This window comes from Saccharothrix carnea, from assembly GCF_003014735.1.
Taxonomy (GTDB): Bacteria; Actinomycetota; Actinomycetes; order Mycobacteriales; family Pseudonocardiaceae; genus Actinosynnema; species Actinosynnema carneum.
Map to the genome: position 1 here is coordinate 88,409 of NZ_PYAX01000005.1, position 17,280 is coordinate 105,688.

The window sequence follows — 17,280 nt, forward strand, 5'->3', positions numbered from 1 at the left end:
CTGACAACTGCCAACCGCGTCGGCCCACCATTTAGTCCTGACTTCTCGATTCGGCACGAATGGACCACCCCGCCTAGCTTCGCGACATGACGAAACTGGGAACCAGCGACCTCGACGTGTCGCGCCTGTGCCTGGGTGGCAACGTGTTCGGCTGGACCGCCGACGAGGAGACCTCGTTCGCCGTGCTGGACGCCTACGCGGCGGCCGGCGGCAACTTCGTGGACACCGCCGACGCGTACTCGGCGTGGGCCGAGGGGCACGTCGGCGGCGAGTCGGAGACGATCATCGGCAGGTGGCTGCGCCGCCGCGGCGACCGGGACGCGGTCGTGGTCGCGACCAAGGTCGGCATGCTGAGCGGCCTGGACAACCTCAAGGCCGACACGATCGAGCGCGCCGCCGAGGACTCCCTGCGCCGCCTGGGCGTGGACCACATCGACCTGTACTACGCGCACAAGGACGACCTGGGCACGCCGCAGGAGGAGACGCTGGCCGCGTTCGACCGCCTGGTCCGCGCCGGCAAGGTCCGGTACGTCGCCGCGTCGAACTACACCGCCGAGCGGCTCACGTCCGCGCTCGCCGTGTCCCAGCGCGAGGGTTTCGCCGGGTTCGTCGCCCTCCAGCAGGCGTACAACCTGGTGGACCGCTCCTACGAGGGCGAGCTGTCCCGCGCGGTGGCCGACCACGGGCTGGCGTCCGCGCCGTACTGGGGTCTGGCGAAGGGGTTCCTGACCGGCAAGTACCGGCCAGGCGTGGCGGTGGAGAGCGCGCGGGCCGCCGCCGCGTCGAAGTACCTCGACGAGCGCGGCCTGCGCGTGCTGGCGGCGTTGGACGAGGTGGCCCTCGGCCACGACACCACCCAGGCGGCGGTCGCCCTGGCGTGGCTGGCCGAGCAGCCCACGGTGGCCGCGCCGATCGCGTCGGCCCGCACCACCGACCAGCTCGCCGACCTGCTGCCCGCCCTGCACCTGGAGCTGAAGGCGGACGAGGTGGCGGCGCTGACCACGGCCAGCTCGGTTTAACTCACCAGTAGCTTACTGGCGGTAAGTTGCGTTACGGTGACCTCCCCGGTTGGAGCGGCTGAGGAGGTCACCGTGGACGTTGCGGGCAAGGTTGTCCTGATCACTGGCGCGGCCAGGGGTATCGGCGCCGAGGTGGCGCGGCGGTTGGCCGCGAAGGGCGCGAAGCTCGCCCTGGTCGGCCTGGAGGGCGACCAGCTGCGGCAGGTGGCCGAGCAGTGCGGCGGCAAGGCGTGGGAGGCCGACGTCACCGACTGGCAGGCGTTGGAGACCGCGGTGAACGGCGTGGTCGACCACTACGGGGGCATCGACGTGGTGGTGGCCAACGCCGGGATCGCCGCCACCGGGTTCGTCCGGTCGATGGACCCCGCCGCCTTCGAACGGGTCATCGAGGTCAACCTGCTCGGGGTGTGGCGCACGGTCCGCACGTGCCTGCCGCACCTCGTCGCGAGCCGGGGTTACTGCCTGGTGGTGTCGTCGCTGGCGGCGATCGTGCACATCCCGGGCAACGCGGCCTACTCCGCCGCGAAGGCGGGCTGCGAGGCGTTCGCGGACAGCCTGCGCGCCGAGGTGCGGCACCTGGGCGTCGACGTCGGCGTGGCGTACTTCTCGTGGATCTCCACGGACATGGTCAACAGCGCCGACGAGCACCCGGTGTTCGGTCCGATGCGCAGCGGCATGCCGGGCCTGGCGGGCAAGAAGTACCCGGTGTCGGACGTGGGCAAGGCGGTGGTCCGGGCGATCACCCGGCGGTCGAAGGCCGTGCACGTGCCCGGCTGGGTCGGCGGCCTGAAGTTCTTCCGCGCGTTCACGCCGAAGGTGGTCGACCGGCAGGCGCCGAAGTCGGTGCCCGCCGCCGACCGCGAGATGGCCGCCAACGACCTGTCCGGCCTGGTCGGTCCGGGCGGGACGGCCGCCGCCAAGGGCTGAGGCCCTACAGCCAGGTGCCCATCAACGCCTGCCACTCGTGCACGCGCGTCTCCTTCACGACACCGGCGGGCGTGTACGGGTCGGCGGCGAGGACCTCGCGCAGCTCGGCCTCGTCGGCGACCTCGTAGACCAGCAGGGCGCCGGACTGGTCGGTGTAGGGGCCGGACACGAGCAGCACACCCCGTTCCACCAGCGTCGCCAGGTACTCGCGGTGCGCGGGCCGGACCGCCAGCCGCTCGTCCTGGTTCTCCCCGAACACCAACTCGACCGCGAACCGTGCCATGGAAAGCCCACCTCCGTTGTGCAGCGCCGCGCCGAAGCTACCCGGTGAGGAGGTAACGTCTTTTCCGTGGTCGGTCCCGATCGGAACAGCGGCGGCATCGCGCGTGTGCAGGACACGCTGACGAACCTGCGGATCCAGGACGGCGCGGCACCGGCCCCCACCGGCCCGCTGACCCTGGAGGACCTGTACCGCCAGCACCGGATGCGGCTGGTCCGGCTGGCGCTGCTGCTGGTCGACGAGCCCGCCACGGCCGAGGACGTGGTCCAGGAGGCGTTCACCGGCCTGCACCGCAACTGGTCCAACCTGCGTGACGCGCAGGCGGCCGTCGGCTACCTGCGGACGGCCGTCGTCAACGGTTCGCGCAGCGTGCTGCGCCGCCGCAAGACCGCCCGCGACTACACCCCGCCGCATGTGGCGAACGCCCGTTCGGCGGAGAGCCTCGCCATGCTCACCGCCGAGCACCAGGCGGTCGTCCGGGCCCTGTCCCAGCTGCCGCCCCGGCAGCGCGAGGTGCTCGTGCTGCGGTACTACGGCGACCTGTCGGAAGCCGAGATCGCCGAGGCCACCGGCATCAGCAAGGGCACGGTGAAGAGCACCGCGAGCCGTGCGCTGGACGCCCTGCAGAAGATCATGGCCGGCAACTAGGCCTCCTGTCCTGTCAGCCGGGAGTGGTCGTCCACGGCGTAGTGCGGATAGGAGTGGCCGAGGTTGAGCCGGCCGTGGACCTTGCGCGGCCGGGTCGGGTCGCGGTGGGCGGAGTCCTACCACACGACGAAGCTCCGCAGGGGTCCCCGCCCAGGGGATCCCTGTTCTTGATCCTGCCACCACGCACCGACAGAACCGGCCCGTCGAGCGCGACCTGTGGACAACTCGCGACGGCCCACGAAGGGCTCCCGGCCGCACCGGACTGAGCCAATCGGACACTTGGTATAGACCAATGGCGGTCGGATGCCGCAGTATCGACCCTCGTGGCGCGCACAAGACACGTGATAGCCGTCGACGTCGGCGGGACCGGGATGAAGGCCGCGCTGGTCGCGGGCAGCCCCGGAGGGGTGCGAGCGGTGGCCCAGCGGCGCCGGACGACCCGGCCCGGCGGTGACGCGGTGGTCGAGGACGTGGCCTCGCTGGTCGACGAACTGCGCGCCGCCTCCGAGCACCCGGTCGAGGCGGTCGGGCTGGTCGTGCCGGGCATCGTGGACGAGGCGACCGGCACCGGCGTCTACTCGGCCAACCTCGGCTGGGACGACTACCCGTTCCGCACCGAGATCGCGGCGGCCACCGGACTGCCCGCCGCGTTCGGCCACGACGTGCGCGCCGGTGGCCTGGCCGAACTCCGCCAGGGCAACGCCCGCGACCTCACCAGCGCGGTGATCATGCCGATCGGCACCGGCATCGCCGCCGCCCTCGTCCTGGACGGCCGGGTGTCGTCCGCCCCGGGCGAGATCGGGCACGTGGACGTCGGCCACGGCGACCCGTGCGGTTGCGGCCAGACGGGTTGCGTCGAGGCGCGGGCGAGCAGTGCCGCGATCGCCCGCCGCTACGTGCAGCGGACGAACCGCCAGGTCAACGGCGCGGCCGACGTGGCGAGACTGCTCACGGAGGGTGACGCCGACGCGGCGGCGGTGTGGCGGGAGGCCGTCGACGCGCTCGCCAAGGGCATCCTGCTGATAGCCGCACTGCTGGGACCGCAGGCCGTGGTGCTGGGGGGTGGCCTGGCGCTGGCGGGTCCGAAGCTGACGGATCCGCTGGGCGGACGGCTGGACGAGCTGATCGCGTTCCACCGACGCCCGGAACTGCGGCTGGCGGCGTTGGGCGACGAGGCCGGGTGCCTCGGGGCCGCGCTGCTGGCCATCGACATGCTGGAGGACAGATGAGCACGTGGGGTGGACCCGTGGACGTGACCCTGACCGGTGGTCGGGTCGTCACGCCGGACGGGGTGCTCGAACAGGGGTGGGTGGCGGTGCGGGACGGCCTCATCGCGGCTGTCGGCCGGGGGGCGCCACCAGACGGGCCGACGACGGACGTGGCCGGCGGCTGGCTGGTGCCGGGCTTCGTCGACATCCACTGCCACGGCGGCGGTGGCGAGGCGTTCACCAGCGCCGACCCGGCCCGGGTGCTCAAGGCGGCGAACGCGCACCGCAGGCACGGCACCACCACGCTGCTGGCCAGCCTGGTGTCGCGGCCGATCCCGGAGCTGGCCGACCAGGTCAAGGCGCTGACCGAGCTGGTGCGGGACGACGTGCTCGCGGGCATCCACCTGGAGGGCCCGTTCCTGTCCGCCGCGCGGTGCGGCGCGCACGACCCGGCCATCCTCTGCCCGCCCGACCGCGCGTCGATCGACAAGCTGCTGGACGCGGGCGGCGGCGCGGTGCGCATGATCACCGTGGCGCCCGAGCTGGAGCACGGCGTGGACGCGGTGCGCCACCTCGTCGACAACGATGTCCTGGCCGCGATCGGCCACACCGACGCGACCGAGGCGCAGATCCGCCCGGCGGTCGAGGCGGGCGCGACGGTCGCCACGCACCTGTTCAACGGGATGCGGCCCCTGCACCACCGCGAGCCGGGCCCGATCGGCGCGCTGCTGGACGACGAGCGCGTCACCGTCGAGCTGATCTGCGACCTGGTGCACCTGCACCCGACCGCCGTCCGCCTCGCCGCGCGGCACGCGGGCACGGGCCGGACCGTGCTGGTCACCGACGCGATCGCGGCGGCGGGCGTCGGCGACGGCGTCTACGACGTGGGCGGCCTCGAGGTGCGGGTGGTGGACGGTGTGCCGACCCTCGCCGGCGGCGCGTCCCTGGCGGGCAGCACGCTGACGATGGACGCCGCGTTCCGCAACGCGGTGCAGTCGTGCGGCCTGACCGTCGAGGAGGCCGTGCACGCCACCTCGACCCGTCCCGCCCGGCTGCTCGGGCTCCAGGACCGCACGGGTGAGCTGCGCGCCGGTCTGGCGGCCGACGTCGTGGTGCTGGACTCGGAGCTGCGACCGCGCAGGGTGATGAGCCGGGGGGCCTGGGTGAAAGACTGAGCCCGTGCCCGAAGACCACGAGAAGCTGGTGGCCGACGCGTTGCGCGCTCAGGCCACCAGCTCCGGTGCGCACCCGGCCGTCCGGGTGCGTCCGCCCCGCCCCTCGTTGGGGGCCGGGTGGGTGCTGCTGCTCGCCGTGCTGCTCGGGTTGGCCGCGGGCACGGTCGTGGCGGTCATGACGCTCAGGTAGTGCCTGTACCGTGGTCGCCGTGACGGTCGCGCTCACCTCTTCCACGGTTGCCCTTGGTCCCGATTGGCTCGACCCGCAAATCCTGCTCCAAGGACTCGGGCCGTACATGCTGGTCGGGCTGTGCTTCATCGTCTTCGCGGAGTGCGGCCTGCTGGTGGGGTTCTTCCTGCCCGGCGACTCGTTGCTGTTCACCGCGGGCCTGTTCGTGGCCTCGGGGCTGCTGGACTACCCGCTGTGGCTGGTGTGCCTGCTGCTGACGGCGTGCGCGCTCGCGGGCAACGTGGTCGGTTACTGGATCGGCCACCGGGCCGGACCGGCGCTGTTCAACAAGCCCGAGTCGAAGATCTTCAAGAAGGAGTACGTCGACAAGACGCACGAGTTCTTCGACAAGTACGGCGCGCGCGCGATCGTGATGGCCCGGTTCGTGCCGATCGTGCGGACGTTCATCACCGCCATGGCGGGCGTGGGCCGGATGGACCCGCGCAAGTACTTCACGTACTCGCTGATCGGCGGCATCGCGTGGGCCGCGGGCCTGACGGTGCTGGGCTACTTCCTCGGCCAGATCCAGTTCGTGCGCGACAACCTCGAGATGATCCTGATCCTGATCGTGCTGATCTCGGTCGTCCCGATCATCATCGAGGTCATCAAGGCGCGGCGGGAGAAGAAGTCGCTGCTCGCGCAGGAGGCGGCCGACATCACCGAGGTCATCGACCTGGTGGACGACCGGCTGGACGAGACCCAGCAGATCCGCCGCGTCGACTGAGCCACCTCCGACGTCGCTCGCCGGACCGGACACCGAGCTCTCCGGCCGAGCCACCCGCGAGGTCGCGTCGGTCGTCCGGGCGACCGAGCCCGCCGTCTGCGGAGCAGCGGCGATCAGACACTGAACATCGAGCCCGGGTTGAACAGGTTCTCCGGGTCCAGCGCGCGCTTGATCCCGCGGTGGACGCGCAGGCCGATCGGCCCGATCTCGCGGGCCAGCCACTCGCGCTTGATCTTGCCGACGCCGTGCTCGCCGGTGATCGTGCCGCCGAGGTCCAGCCCCAGGGCCAGGATCTCGTCGAACGCCCGCCGCGCCCGCGCGAACTCGTCCGCCGACGCCGGGTCGTAGACGATCGTGGGGTGCATGTTGCCGTCGCCGGCGTGCCCGACCACGGCGATCCGCAGCCCCACCGACCCGCTGATCCGCTCGCACCCGGCGATCAGGTCGGCGATCCTCGTCCGCGGCACGCACACGTCGTCGGTCAGCCACGCGCCGTAGACCTCCAGCGCGGTCAGCACGGCCCGCCGCGCGGTCAGCAGGTCACGTCCCTCGCCGAGGTCCTCGGTCGCGTAGACGAGCTCCGCGCCCGCCGCCACGCACGCCTGCTCGATCGCGGCGAGCTCGTGCCGCCCCGCCTCGCCGCCCGAGTCGGACTGGCACAGCAGCAGCGCCGCGTCGGCGTTCAGGTCGGTCTTCAGGTACTGCTCGACGGCCCGGATGGACGTGCGGTCCATGATCTCCATCAGCGACGGCACGATGCCCTCGGTCACCACCCGGCTCACCGCCGCGCCCGCGTCCGCCGTGCTGTTGAACGCGGCCACCAGCGTCGCCGGCGCCTGCGGCAGCGGGCGCAGCGCCAGGGTCGCCCTGGTGATCACGCCGAGCGTGCCCTCGCTGCCGATGAACAGCTTGGTCAGGTCGTACCCGGCCACGCCCTTGACGGTCCGCCGCCCGGTGCGCAGCAGTTCGCCGTCTGCCAGCACCACGTCCAGCCCGAGCACGGAGTCGGTGGTCACGCCGTACTTCACGCAGCACAGCCCGCCCGCGTTGGTGGACAGGTTGCCGCCGATCGTGCACCAGTCGTAGCTGGAGGGGTCGGGTGGGTAGAACAGCCCGTGCTTCTCCACCGCGCCGCGCAGGTCGAGGTTCACCACGCCGGGTTCGACCACGGCCAGCCGGTTGTCCGGGTCGATCTCCACGATGGCGTTCATCTTCGTGGTGACCAACACCACACACCCGTCGACGGCGTTCGCCGCACCGGACAGCCCGCTGCCCGCACCGCGCGGCACGATCGGCGTCCGCGCCGCCGCACAAGCCCTCACCACCGCCTGCACCTGTTCCGCGGACGTCGGCAGCACGACCGCCAGCGGCTGCCCGTAGGGCGCCAGCGGCATCATGTCGCGCTGATAGCTCGCGGTGACGTCGACGTCGGTCAGCACCGCGTCGGCGCCGACAGCGGAGCGGAGTTCGGCTAGCAGCGACTGCATCCCTCCACGCTAGCCCGCGTGACGCCGATCACTCCAGCCCGTGTTCGGGCCCGCACTCACCGCAGTGACGCCGAGGCTTCGGCAAGGCGTTATCCCCATGTCGCCCAGCCGACCCCCTGCTCCCACGTAGGCTGCGTTCGTGGTGTTGTCCGCATCGTCCGAGGCTGTCGCATTCGTTCAGCTCGATTCCGCAGGCCCGTTGGCCGTGTGGCTGATCACGCTGAGCTTCATCTTTTTCGAGTGCGCCTTCATCTTCGGCCTGTTCCTGCCCGGCGACTCGCTGCTGTTCGCCGCCGGTGTGGTGCTCGCGTCCCACGACGCCGAGCTGTCCGCCTGGCTGCTCTCGGGGGTCGCGCTCGCCGTGGCCGTCGTGGGCAACCAGATCGGCTACTACATCGGCAGGCACACCGGCACGCGTCTGCTCGCCCGCCGCGGCGGCAAGGTCCTCAACAAGGAGAACCTCGCCAAGGCCCGCGACTTCCTCGACCGCCGGGGCTTCTGGGCGATCGTGCTGGCCCGCTGGATCCCGTGGGTCCGCACGCTGGCGCCGATGATCGCGGGCGCGGCGCGGATGGACCCGAAGCGGTTCATGCTCGCCACGACGATCGGCGCGATCGCGTGGGTGCCGACGCTGGTGCTGGCCGGCTACTACGGCGCGGGGCTGCTGACCGCGGTGCCGTGGCTGGAGACGGTCGCGGTGATCGTCAGCATCGCGTTCTTCGTCGGCGGCACGGCCTACGGCCTCTACCGGTACCGGCAGGAGATGAAGAAGCCGGTGGACGAAGAGGTGACCACGACGGCGTCCTGACGCGTCACAGCACTTCGGTGATCACCAGGTCGGCGGCCGACTTGGACGCGTTCACCATGAGCGCGTTCACGTGGTCGGTGCCGTGCAGCACGCGTTCGCGCGCCTCCTCGACCGACCGGCCGTACCGGACGTGCCGGTCGATCAGCCGCGCCACCCGCAGGTCCTCGTCGATCATCAGGAACCAGGCCTCGTCCAGCACCACCCGCACGCGCTTCCACTTGTCGTACTGCAGCAGCAGGTAGTTGCCCTCGGTGACGACCAGCGGCACGGCCGGGTCGACGGGTACCGCGCACGCGATCGGCTCCTCGATCTCGCGGCGGAACTCCGGCGCGTACACGACGTCCGGCCCGCACGCCTTCAACCGGCCGAGCAGGTCGACGTAGCCGGGAATGTCGAACGTGTCCGGCGCGCCCTTGCGGTCGGCCACGCCGAGTCGGTCCAGCTCGCGCTGGGCCAGGTGGAAGCCGTCCATGCCGACCAGGGCGGCGTCGTCGCCCAGCGCGTCGACCAGCCGGCGCGCCAGCGTCGACTTGCCCGAGCCGGGCGCGCCGCCGATGCCCAGCAGCTTGCGCTCGCCGGTGTCCACCAGCAGCCGCGCCCGGTCGACCAGCTCGTCGAACTTCACCCGCTGTCCCGCCACCGTCCCAACTCCTCCACCCAGTCCCACGCGGTGTGGCGCACCCGCACCGCGGCGACCTCGTTCGCCCACCGGACGGCGTCGTCCACCGCCAGGCCCCGGGCGATCGCGACCGCCAGCGCACCGTGCCACACGTCGCCCGCTCCGTTGGTGTCGCGCGTCTCGACAACAGGTACCGGTTGCGAGCCGGTGGCACCACCACGCGACCAGGTGACGGGACGCGGGCCGTGCGTGCGGATCACCAGCGGCACGCCGCGCGCGTGCACCTCGGCCTCCGACAGCTCGAACGCGGCCGAGCACGCGGCGACGTCCACCAGCGGCAGCAGGTCGTCCAGCACGGGCTTCCAGCTGCCCGCGTCCAGCACCACGGGCACACCCGCGCGTCTCGCGAGCCGGGCGGCCCGCAGCGCGAGCGGACCGAGGTGGCCGTCCACCAGCACCACGTCCGCCGCCTCGACCAGGGCCGGGTCGACGGTGGCGGCCACGTCGAAGCCCGCCGCGTTGCGCGAGATCACCGTCCGCTCGCCGTCGCGCTCGCGCACCGCGACCATGCTCAACGCCGGGCCGCCCGCGCCGACCGAGTGCACCTCCACCGGGTGCAGCCGGGACCGGGCGAAGTCGCCGAGCTCGCCGCCCAACGCGGTCAGCAGCACCGCCCGGTGCCCCAGCGCGGCCACCGCGCGTGCCGCGTTCGCCGCCGGACCGCCGGGTGCCAGGTGCACGCCGAGGGACTGCACCTTCTGGCCGGGGACCGGGAACTCGGCGACTCGCTGGCTCACGTCCACGGTCGTCAGCCCGACACACAGCACAGAAGCCACGGCACGTCCCTCCTAGCAGGTAAAGTTCCCACGCAATCGCTTGCGCAAGCCCGAAACGGGGACGAGTCCATGGTCACCATGCGGGAGGTCGCCAGTCTCGCCGGCGTCTCCATCACCACGGTCTCACACGTGATCAACGAGACCAGGTCGGTCGCCCCGGCGACCAGGGAGCGGGTGCTCAAGGCCATCGAGGAGACCGGTTACACCGGTGACGCCATCGCGCGCTCGCTCGTCACGGGCGGCACGAAGTCGCTCGGCCTCGCCGTGTCGCTGGTGTCGCACCCGTACTTCGCCGAGCTGATCGCGGCGATCGAGAGCGAGGCCACCAGGGCGGGCTACACGCTGGTCCTGATCGACACCCGGGACACCGCCGAGTCCGAGCAGGCCGCAGTGCGGATGCTGCGCTCACGGCGGGTGGACGGAGTGCTGCTCACGCCGACGTCCGGCTCGGCCGCGTTGCCCGAACTGCGCCGGCTCGGCGTGCCGACGGTGCTGGTGGACCGGCTCACCGTGGCCAAGGACGTCGACCAGGTCGGCCCGGAGAACGTGCAGGCGACGTCCACCCTGGTCCGGCACCTGGCGGAGCTGGGTCACCGGCGGATCGGGCTGGTGTCGGGGCAGCCGGGGCTCGCGACCACCGACGAGCGGGTGCTCGGCTACCGGCTCGGGCTGGGCCGGGCGGGGCTGGCGTGGGACGAGGAGCTGGTGCGGCCGTCGTTGGACCCGCTGCTCGGACGGGTGTCGGGGGTCGTGGTGAGCGACCACCAGGTGCTGATGGACGTGCTGCACACGGCTCGCGCGCGGGGCGTGCGGATCGGCTCGGAGCTGGCGCTGGTGACCTACGACGAGGTCGAGTGGGCCGAGCTGGTCGACCCGCCGCTGACCGCGATGGCGCAGCCGGTGGAGGAGATCGGCCGCACGGCGGTGCGGCTGCTGCTGGCCCGCATCGAGGACCCGGACCGGGAACCGGAGACGATCCGGCTGCCACCCGTGCTGCGGCACCGCCGGTCGTGCGGCTGCCACTGAGTCAGGCCCGTGACGGGGTGATGTCGTTGCGCTCCAACAAGGCGGCGGCCTCCACCGCCATCCACCCTCCCAGCTGGACGGACAGGTCGCGCTCCGGGCCGTTGCCCTTCACCGCGGGCTCCGACCACTCCGCGCCGAACAGCGGGCCGCTCACCACCGCGGTCCGGTTCGCCCACACCGCGTTCGCCGAGCTGAACACGAGGTCTGCCGCCCGTGCCGCCTGGGGCCGGTCCAGCCGCAGCGCGGCCTGCGCGAGGTAGCGGGTGAGGATGCCGCCGAACAGCCCGCCGTCGCCGCCGCCGTGCCCGCGCAGGACGCCGTCGGTGGCCAGGTGCTTGTCGACGCCGTCGATGATCCGCGCCGCCTTGTCCTGGTAGCGCCCGCCCAGCTCCACGCACGCGCCGAGCAGCACGCCCTGGCAGTAGGTGTAGAGGTTCTTCTCGATCTCGCGGACCGTGCCGTCCGGGTGGACGTGCAGCCCGTCCCACGCCAGTCCGGTCTCAGGGTCGACCAGCTTGTCCTCGACCCAGTCCACGATGGACCGGGCGCGGCCGAGGTCGGCCCGCGCGCCGAGGCGGGCGAAGAAGATCGCGGCCGGGCCGTTGGCGGGCACGTTCTTGAAGTCGTCGTCGCGCCGCCACCAGATCCCGCCGCCGCCGTGGTCGGTCCAGCCCTCGCGGAGCCGGTCGGCGATCGTGGCGACGGCCTTCGGCCTGGCGATGCCGACCTCCCGTTCGGCGCGGAGCAGCGCCAGCCCGAGCCAGGCCACGTCGTCGTAGTAGTCGTTGGTCCAGCCGACCAGGTTGCGCAGCCTGATGCCGCGCACGAGCCGCCGCACGAGCGCCACCCGCGCTTGCCTCGGTGCGCGGAGCTGGGCGTCGAGGACGCAGTCGAGCAGGTGCGCCTGCCACCAGTAGCTGAACCGGACGTGCGCCCGGCTCGACCAGTCCGGCGGCCAGGCGACCGCGCCGAGGACCGTGCCCGGCACTCCCCAGACCCGACGCAGGTGCCGGGACTCGACCGCGCGTTCGGCCACACCGGCGCGCGCGGCCAGGAGCTTCGGAGTGGTCACCTCACCAGCGTGCCGACTGAACCGTTCAAGAAGCTCGTCGGAACAGTTCCCAGTGGTAGAGCCCCATGGCGACGCTGGTGGTCAGGTTGTAGCTGGACACCTTCGGCCGCATGGGCAGCGAAACGACGAGATCGGCCCGTTCCCGCACGTCAGCGGACAGCCCGTGCCGTTCCGAGCCGAAGGCCAGCACGGCGTCGTCCGGGATCCGCACGTCCCGCAACTCCTGCCCGCCGGCGTCGAACGCGATCACCGTGCCGCGGACCTCCTCGAGCCCGCCCAACCGCGCCACGGGCAACGCGAAGTGCAACCCCGCACTCCCGCGCAGCACGTTCGGGTGCCACGGGTCCACGTCACCCAACGACAGAACCCCACCCGCCCCGAGCCCGGCCGCCACCCTGATCACCGCACCGAAGTTCCCCAGGTTGCGCGGGTTGTCCAACAGCACCAGCGGCCCACCACGCCCCAGCTCGACCACAGGCCGTTCGGCCACCCCCCCGACCCCGGTCGGGTGCGACCGCCCCACCACCCGCTCGAACTCACCGGCCGACACCACCCGAGCAGCCTCGAAGACCTCCACCAAGTCGGACGCGTGCGACCTCGCCAACCCGACCGCCTTCTCCCGATCGAGCACCACCACGTCCACCACCACCGCCCCGAACCGAACCGCGTGCTTGACCGCGTGAAACCCTTCGAGCACCACTCGCTGGACCACGTCACCCCCGACTCCGGAAAGACCGTGGCGATCGTAGTCAGGCCGGCAGCGACGGCATGTCGAGCTTCAAGCCGACCTCCCGGCAACCGGGCAGGTTCCGCGCGGTCAGCGAGATGTACCTCGACTAGCCGATCGGGCCGCTACACCGATTCAGCGCCAAGCCTCGGGACGAGTCGGGGAGGTCTGTTCAACGCGTCGCTTCAGGCGGTAGCCGGTCCAGGAGGCGATCACGACGAGTGCCACGAGCACCTGCACCAGGCGTGCCGCGGAGTCCGGGTAGAGGACGCCGTCGATGTAGGTGTCGATGAAGCCGTTCACCAGTCGCGGCTGGCCGGCGGCGGCGCGGAGTTCGTTCTCCAGCCAGGTCAGGGGGCAGGCGAACGGGAACAGCACGATCAGCAGGCCCCAGGTGGCCATCGCCAGGTGGAAGTACAGGACCCTCGGCCAGCGCCAGGCCAGGAAGCCCCCGACCACGAGGAAGGCCAGGACGGCGAAGTGCACCACCATGACCAGTTCGGCCAGAGCACGCGCGACCATAGCGACCTCCCTGCTGCCAGAGTAGGCCGCCGGCGATCACGTGTCCGCCGATTTGTCCGGTGTGCTCAGCCCCGGGGCAGTGCCTGCCACGGCACGCGACCCGCCACGTCCAGCAACAGGTCGGCCAGGTGGGCCAGCGGCGCCTGCAGCAGGGGGCCGGGCACGGCGGCGGCGAGGTTGTGCTCGTCGAACGCGATCGCCACCCCGTTCGCCCGCGGGTCCTGCAGCAACGCCTGGGTGAGGCCCGAGCCGAGCAGGGCCGAGGCGAACGCCGGGTTGCGCCGGCGCACCTCGTAGCGGCCGTCGAACACCGGGTCGCCGGTCTCCACGAACTGCTCGAACAGGCCCCACACGCTGTCGTTGCGCGGGCTGATCAGCACCCACGGCCCCGGCATCGGGCGCGGCACGACCACCACCGCGTAGGTGCGGTACTCCGACGTGACCACGTTGTCCGTGCGGAACACCACCTCGACGGCCAGCACGGGCACACCGCGCCAGTGGCCGACGAGCTGGAACTTCACCCGGCTCCGGTCGGCCTCCAGCATCCGCCCGATCTGCGGCACGCGTTCCTGGAAGCCCTGGTCCTCGGCGACGAACCGCCACCCGAGGGACGCCTCCAGCGCCCGCATCTGCTGCTCCCACTGGTTCACGAACTGCTGGTTCGTGAACGGGTTGCGCTTGCGCCGCGACAACCCCACGGCGACCCCCGCACCGAGGATCGCCACGATCACCAGCAGCAGGACCAGCCCGCTGACCATGTCAGGCCAGGCCCAGGTCGGCCAGGTCCAGCAGGTACCGGTACGGCAGCCCGGCCTCCTCGATCACCTCGCGCGCGCCCGTGCCGCGGTCCACGACCGTCGCGACGCCGACCACCGTGGCGCCGTGCGCGCGCAGTGCCTCGACGGCGGTCAGCACGCTGCCACCGGTGGTGGAGGTGTCCTCGACCGCGAGGACCCGCTGCCCGGCGACCTCGATGCCCTCGATCTGGCGCTGCATGCCGTGCTGCTTGGCGGACTTGCGCACGACGAACGCGTCCAGCACCTCACCCGCGCCCGCCGCGGCGTGCATCATCGCGCACGCCACCGGGTCGGCACCCAGCGTCAACCCGCCCGCCGCGACGTAGTCCCAGTCGGCGGTGAGCTGCCGGAGCAGCCTGCCGATCAGCGGGGACGCGGCGTGGTGCAGCGTCGCCCGGCGCAGGTCGATGTAGTAGTCGGCCTCGGCACCCGAGGACAACGTCACCTTGCCGTGCACCACGGCCAACTCGCTCACCAACCGCGCCAACTCGGCCTTCGCCGCGGCGTCCAGGACCACTTCAGCTCGCACGGGTCCCAAGAGTGTCATACCGCGCCGTACGCTGGCACACCGTGACCCTTCCCGGCACCGACACCTTGATCATCGAGCAGCCCTGGGGCGTGCTGCGCCACCTGCTGGGCACCCGGTACCGAAACGACGTCTACGACGGGCGGGGCGCGTTGGTCGCGTCGGTGTCCGAACGCGGTTTCGTCGGGCCGCTGCGGAAGCTGTTGCGCGCCACCGCGTTCTCCGGCCGGACCACTTTCGACCTGGCCCTCGCCGACCGCGGACGACAACTCCTGCTGATCCGCAAGGGCGCCGGCAAGCCGCCGGCACGGGTGACGTGGCCGAACGGCGCCGTGGCCGGTTCCGTGCGGCACGAGGGTCACGGCGCTTACGGCCTGCTCGACGCGGCCGGGCAGCGCTTGTGCCTGCTGCACGAGGTGGCGTCCTTCAGCCCGGGCGCGATCGTGAAGCGGGACGGGCGGCGCGTGCGGCGTGACGTGCTGACCCTCCGTCCGGGCACCCCTGACCCGATCCGCTCACTGGCCATCGCCGCGGCCGTGGCCTACGACGTGGTGCGCGGGGTGGGAACCAACCACACCAGCCCCGGCGGCTTCGACTTCCCCACGTTGACCTGAGCCGGCGCTATCCGCGTACGAGCTCGAAACCGACCGCCAGTCAGGCGGCGCGGGACTCGCCAACGGCGGGGTCATCCTGCTGATCTGCCCGTCCGGCGAGGACGCTTCTAGTTCTTTTTCAAGCTCTCAATCCACAACGAACGCCAAAGCAGAGGTCCCCTCCAGGGGACCCCTGCTTTTATTCTGCCCCCAAGGTCTGACAATTCGGGATGGTCAGGTCGGCACCTGTGGACAACTCGGTGAACCCCACAACGCCGAACCCGACCCCGCCTCGTCTGCCAGACGCCCCAACCTCAGGTCGTCCAGCAGACGCCGCTCCGGGACACCTCCTACCAGGCGTCCTCGGTAAACTTGTTCGGCTCGTCGTCGTCATCGTCGCGCCGCCCACCCGGCTTCGGAGTGCCGGCGGAGATGACGTCCTCCGGGTCGTTGCCCTCCTGGATCGCCGTGTACGCACGCTGGAGGTCGGGGACACCCGTCTGCAGAGCGCGCTGGACGCCCTCGTCGTCCACGGCCCGCCCGGACGCGATGTCCTGCCAGGACATCTCACCCGCGTCGACCCGCCGTGCCAGTTCCTTCAGCTCACGGGGCGCGTTCGGACTGTGGGCGACCCGCGAGATCTCCGCGAAGTCGGCCTGCGTCAGCCCACGCGACCGCAGCTGCACCTGGCTCGCCGCCCGCGCGGTCTCCTCGACGTTCGCCATCCGGCGCTCGACATCGGCGACCAGCGAGTCCAGCCGAGCCTTGTCATACGGGAACGTCACTGCCCCCCACCTCCACCCGAACCCGAACCGGAACCCGAACTCGCCCCGGCCGGAGCAGGCGCCGGGGATGTGGGCGGCGGCTGGTTGTAGCGCCCGCCGGCCGCGTTGCCCGCCTTGCCGAGGCTGTAGGCGCCCAACCCGACACCGATCGCGCCGGACTTCGCCGCGGCCACGCCGTTGTCGTACTTCTCCTTGCCGTCCTGGTACCCGTCGACCACGTCGAGCAGGTCGCCGACGTCCCGCACGTCCTTCAGCTTCGACAGCGCGGTGCCCATGGCCACGATGCCGTCGATCATCCCCTGCACGCCCTCGATCAGCGTCTGGATGGAGATGATGATCTTGCGGATGGCGTCCACGATCTGGATCGCGTCGTAGACCATCCACACCGCGCGGCCCCAGCCGACGACCGGGATCCACGCCGTCATCGCGGCTTCCATCAGCTTGCCGACCAGCATGTCCAGCAGCGTCAACGCCAGCCCGCACGCCGTGCGACAGGTGCTGGCCGTCGAACGGAACTGGTTGCCGATGATCCGCGCGATCTGCGAGTCCGCCTCGATGGCGATCACCCACATGGTGCCCATGCGCGTCTCGAACGCCTTCGCCGCGTCACCGTCCCAGTGCGACGACAGCTGCTCGGCGCCCGCGTCCACGTTGTGCCGCACGGAGTCCAGGGCCTTGGCCACCCGGTCCCACGCGTTGGCGTTCTCGTCGATCTTCTCGAAGTCGCCGAGCAGCGGCTTGATCAGCGCGTCGAGCAGGTTCTCACCGGTGACCTTCTCGTAGATCCAGTTGACGCCCTGGATCTTCCAGCCGGCCTTCTCGATGAGCTCCTTGGTCGACTGCCGGCCGGGCCGGTCCTCCGCCGCGGCGCTGAGCGCGGCCGACGGGTCTTCGACATCCGCGTACGTGGTCATCGGCCACCTCCGAGCGACGGAGCCTCGGCCACGGAGTGGAGCTGGGCGAGCACCCGGTCGAGCACGCTCATCACCATCTCCTCGTTCTTCTCGTACATGTCGGCGGCCTTGTTGAGGCTCTCCGCCTCCTTGACCATCATCTGGTTCGCGAAGTCGAGGGTCTCCCCGTACAGGGACGCCACGCCGGTGACGATGGGCTGCAACAGCGAGAGCAGGCCGGTGAACCCGGAGGTGTCGCCGCCCTTGGAGATCGCGTGCTCCTTGATCGTCATGAAGTGCTGCGCGTTGCGCGCCAGCAACTCGCCGTAGCCGCGGAGCTCAGGCGGCTCCACTGTGAACTGCTCGCCCATGGACGGTT

General features: G+C 71.5%; 22 protein-coding genes. 10 read left to right on the forward strand and 12 right to left on the reverse strand.

Features of this window, described 5'->3' with window-relative positions; all coding sequences use genetic code 11:
• Positions 1 to 86 precede the first annotated feature (86 nt).
• Complete coding sequence (locus B0I31_RS15230) at positions 87 to 1,019, forward strand: aldo/keto reductase (protein ID WP_106616061.1); 933 nt, start codon at positions 87 to 89, stop codon at positions 1,017 to 1,019.
• Positions 1,020 to 1,091: 72 nt separating this feature from the next.
• Positions 1,092 to 1,946 carry an SDR family oxidoreductase gene (locus tag B0I31_RS15235; RefSeq protein WP_245949940.1) on the forward strand — a complete coding sequence of 285 codons (855 nt, stop codon included), beginning with the start codon at positions 1,092 to 1,094 and terminating at the stop codon, positions 1,944 to 1,946.
• Positions 1,947 to 1,950: 4 nt separating this feature from the next.
• On the opposite strand, the gene B0I31_RS15240 is transcribed toward B0I31_RS15235, so the two are convergent.
• Positions 1,951 to 2,229, reverse strand: a complete 279-nt coding sequence (locus tag B0I31_RS15240) for a YciI family protein (protein WP_106616063.1) — start codon at positions 2,227 to 2,229, stop codon at positions 1,951 to 1,953.
• A gap of 66 nt (positions 2,230 to 2,295) precedes the next feature.
• On the opposite strand from B0I31_RS15240, the gene B0I31_RS15245 reads away from it, so the two are divergent.
• The 5 genes from B0I31_RS15245 (at position 2,296) to B0I31_RS15265 (ending at position 6,210) form a co-directional block, all read left to right on the forward strand.
• Positions 2,296 to 2,874: a SigE family RNA polymerase sigma factor gene (locus tag B0I31_RS15245; RefSeq protein WP_073886200.1), complete on the forward strand. Its 579-nt coding sequence runs from the start codon at positions 2,296 to 2,298 to the stop codon at positions 2,872 to 2,874.
• 323 nt (positions 2,875 to 3,197) lie between these two features.
• Positions 3,198 to 4,103: an ROK family protein gene (locus B0I31_RS15250; protein ID WP_281262297.1), complete on the forward strand. Its 906-nt coding sequence runs from the start codon at positions 3,198 to 3,200 to the stop codon at positions 4,101 to 4,103.
• Positions 4,100 to 5,257 carry an N-acetylglucosamine-6-phosphate deacetylase gene (nagA, locus tag B0I31_RS15255; RefSeq protein ID WP_106616065.1) on the forward strand — a complete coding sequence of 386 codons (1,158 nt, stop codon included), beginning with the start codon at positions 4,100 to 4,102 and terminating at the stop codon, positions 5,255 to 5,257. Before B0I31_RS15250 ends, nagA begins: the two co-directional genes overlap by 4 nt.
• A gap of 4 nt (positions 5,258 to 5,261) precedes the next feature.
• The gene (locus tag B0I31_RS15260) at positions 5,262 to 5,447 is read left to right on the forward strand and encodes a hypothetical protein (protein WP_106616066.1); all 186 of its coding nucleotides are present in this window, start codon (positions 5,262 to 5,264) and stop codon (positions 5,445 to 5,447) included.
• Positions 5,448 to 5,457: 10 nt separating this feature from the next.
• Complete coding sequence (locus B0I31_RS15265; protein ID WP_106616067.1) at positions 5,458 to 6,210, forward strand: DedA family protein; 753 nt, start codon at positions 5,458 to 5,460, stop codon at positions 6,208 to 6,210.
• Between the two features lie 113 nt (positions 6,211 to 6,323).
• Here the strand turns inward: B0I31_RS15265 and B0I31_RS15270 are convergent, their stop codons facing one another.
• Positions 6,324 to 7,697, reverse strand: coding sequence for an FAD-binding oxidoreductase (locus tag B0I31_RS15270; RefSeq protein WP_106616068.1), 1,374 nt, complete (start codon positions 7,695 to 7,697; stop codon positions 6,324 to 6,326).
• Between the two features lie 139 nt (positions 7,698 to 7,836).
• Between B0I31_RS15270 and B0I31_RS15275 the strand changes: the two genes are divergently transcribed.
• Entirely contained in the window at positions 7,837 to 8,505 is a 669-nt protein-coding gene (locus tag B0I31_RS15275) for a DedA family protein (RefSeq protein ID WP_106616069.1), read from the forward strand.
• A gap of 4 nt (positions 8,506 to 8,509) precedes the next feature.
• Here the strand turns inward: B0I31_RS15275 and B0I31_RS15280 are convergent, their stop codons facing one another.
• Together B0I31_RS15280 and B0I31_RS15285 are read right to left on the reverse strand one after the other, a co-directional pair.
• Positions 8,510 to 9,145: a nucleoside/nucleotide kinase family protein gene (locus tag B0I31_RS15280; protein WP_245949942.1), complete on the reverse strand. Its 636-nt coding sequence runs from the start codon at positions 9,143 to 9,145 to the stop codon at positions 8,510 to 8,512.
• Positions 9,127 to 9,951: a PfkB family carbohydrate kinase gene (locus tag B0I31_RS15285; RefSeq protein ID WP_181320224.1), complete on the reverse strand. Its 825-nt coding sequence runs from the start codon at positions 9,949 to 9,951 to the stop codon at positions 9,127 to 9,129. Before B0I31_RS15285 ends, B0I31_RS15280 begins: the two co-directional genes overlap by 19 nt.
• A gap of 78 nt (positions 9,952 to 10,029) precedes the next feature.
• On the opposite strand from B0I31_RS15285, the gene B0I31_RS15290 reads away from it, so the two are divergent.
• Entirely contained in the window at positions 10,030 to 10,986 is a 957-nt protein-coding gene (locus B0I31_RS15290) for a LacI family DNA-binding transcriptional regulator (RefSeq protein ID WP_106616071.1), read from the forward strand.
• 1 nt (position 10,987) lies between these two features.
• On the opposite strand, the gene B0I31_RS15295 is transcribed toward B0I31_RS15290, so the two are convergent.
• The 5 genes from B0I31_RS15295 to pyrE form a co-directional block, all read right to left on the reverse strand.
• Positions 10,988 to 12,058: a glycoside hydrolase family 76 protein gene (locus tag B0I31_RS15295; RefSeq protein ID WP_106616072.1), complete on the reverse strand. Its 1,071-nt coding sequence runs from the start codon at positions 12,056 to 12,058 to the stop codon at positions 10,988 to 10,990.
• A gap of 25 nt (positions 12,059 to 12,083) precedes the next feature.
• Positions 12,084 to 12,770, reverse strand: a complete 687-nt coding sequence (locus B0I31_RS42580; RefSeq protein WP_106616073.1) for a TrmH family RNA methyltransferase — start codon at positions 12,768 to 12,770, stop codon at positions 12,084 to 12,086.
• 150 nt (positions 12,771 to 12,920) lie between these two features.
• The gene (locus tag B0I31_RS15305) at positions 12,921 to 13,307 is read right to left on the reverse strand and encodes a DUF2784 domain-containing protein (RefSeq protein WP_106616074.1); all 387 of its coding nucleotides are present in this window, start codon (positions 13,305 to 13,307) and stop codon (positions 12,921 to 12,923) included.
• Positions 13,308 to 13,372: 65 nt separating this feature from the next.
• The gene (locus tag B0I31_RS15310; protein WP_106616075.1) at positions 13,373 to 14,065 is read right to left on the reverse strand and encodes a hypothetical protein; all 693 of its coding nucleotides are present in this window, start codon (positions 14,063 to 14,065) and stop codon (positions 13,373 to 13,375) included.
• A 1-nt stretch (position 14,066) separates the two neighbouring features.
• Entirely contained in the window at positions 14,067 to 14,621 is a 555-nt protein-coding gene (gene pyrE / locus B0I31_RS15315) for an orotate phosphoribosyltransferase (protein ID WP_106616076.1), read from the reverse strand.
• Positions 14,622 to 14,674: 53 nt separating this feature from the next.
• Here pyrE and B0I31_RS15320 point away from each other — a divergent pair, with 53 nt between their 5' ends.
• Positions 14,675 to 15,244: a hypothetical protein gene (locus B0I31_RS15320; RefSeq protein WP_106616077.1), complete on the forward strand. Its 570-nt coding sequence runs from the start codon at positions 14,675 to 14,677 to the stop codon at positions 15,242 to 15,244.
• 329 nt (positions 15,245 to 15,573) lie between these two features.
• On the opposite strand, the gene B0I31_RS15325 is transcribed toward B0I31_RS15320, so the two are convergent.
• Genes B0I31_RS15325 through B0I31_RS15335 form a run of 3 tightly spaced genes read right to left on the reverse strand, consistent with a single transcriptional unit; the run spans position 15,574 to position 17,272 of the window.
• The gene (locus B0I31_RS15325; protein WP_106616078.1) at positions 15,574 to 16,008 is read right to left on the reverse strand and encodes a hypothetical protein; all 435 of its coding nucleotides are present in this window, start codon (positions 16,006 to 16,008) and stop codon (positions 15,574 to 15,576) included.
• Positions 16,005 to 16,922 (reverse strand): WXG100 family type VII secretion target, encoded by a 918-nt coding sequence (locus tag B0I31_RS15330; protein WP_106616079.1) that lies wholly within the window; start codon positions 16,920 to 16,922, stop codon positions 16,005 to 16,007. Before B0I31_RS15330 ends, B0I31_RS15325 begins: the two co-directional genes overlap by 4 nt.
• Positions 16,919 to 17,272 (reverse strand): hypothetical protein, encoded by a 354-nt coding sequence (locus B0I31_RS15335; RefSeq protein ID WP_106616080.1) that lies wholly within the window; start codon positions 17,270 to 17,272, stop codon positions 16,919 to 16,921. Before B0I31_RS15335 ends, B0I31_RS15330 begins: the two co-directional genes overlap by 4 nt.
• Positions 17,273 to 17,280: the final 8 nt, after the last annotated feature.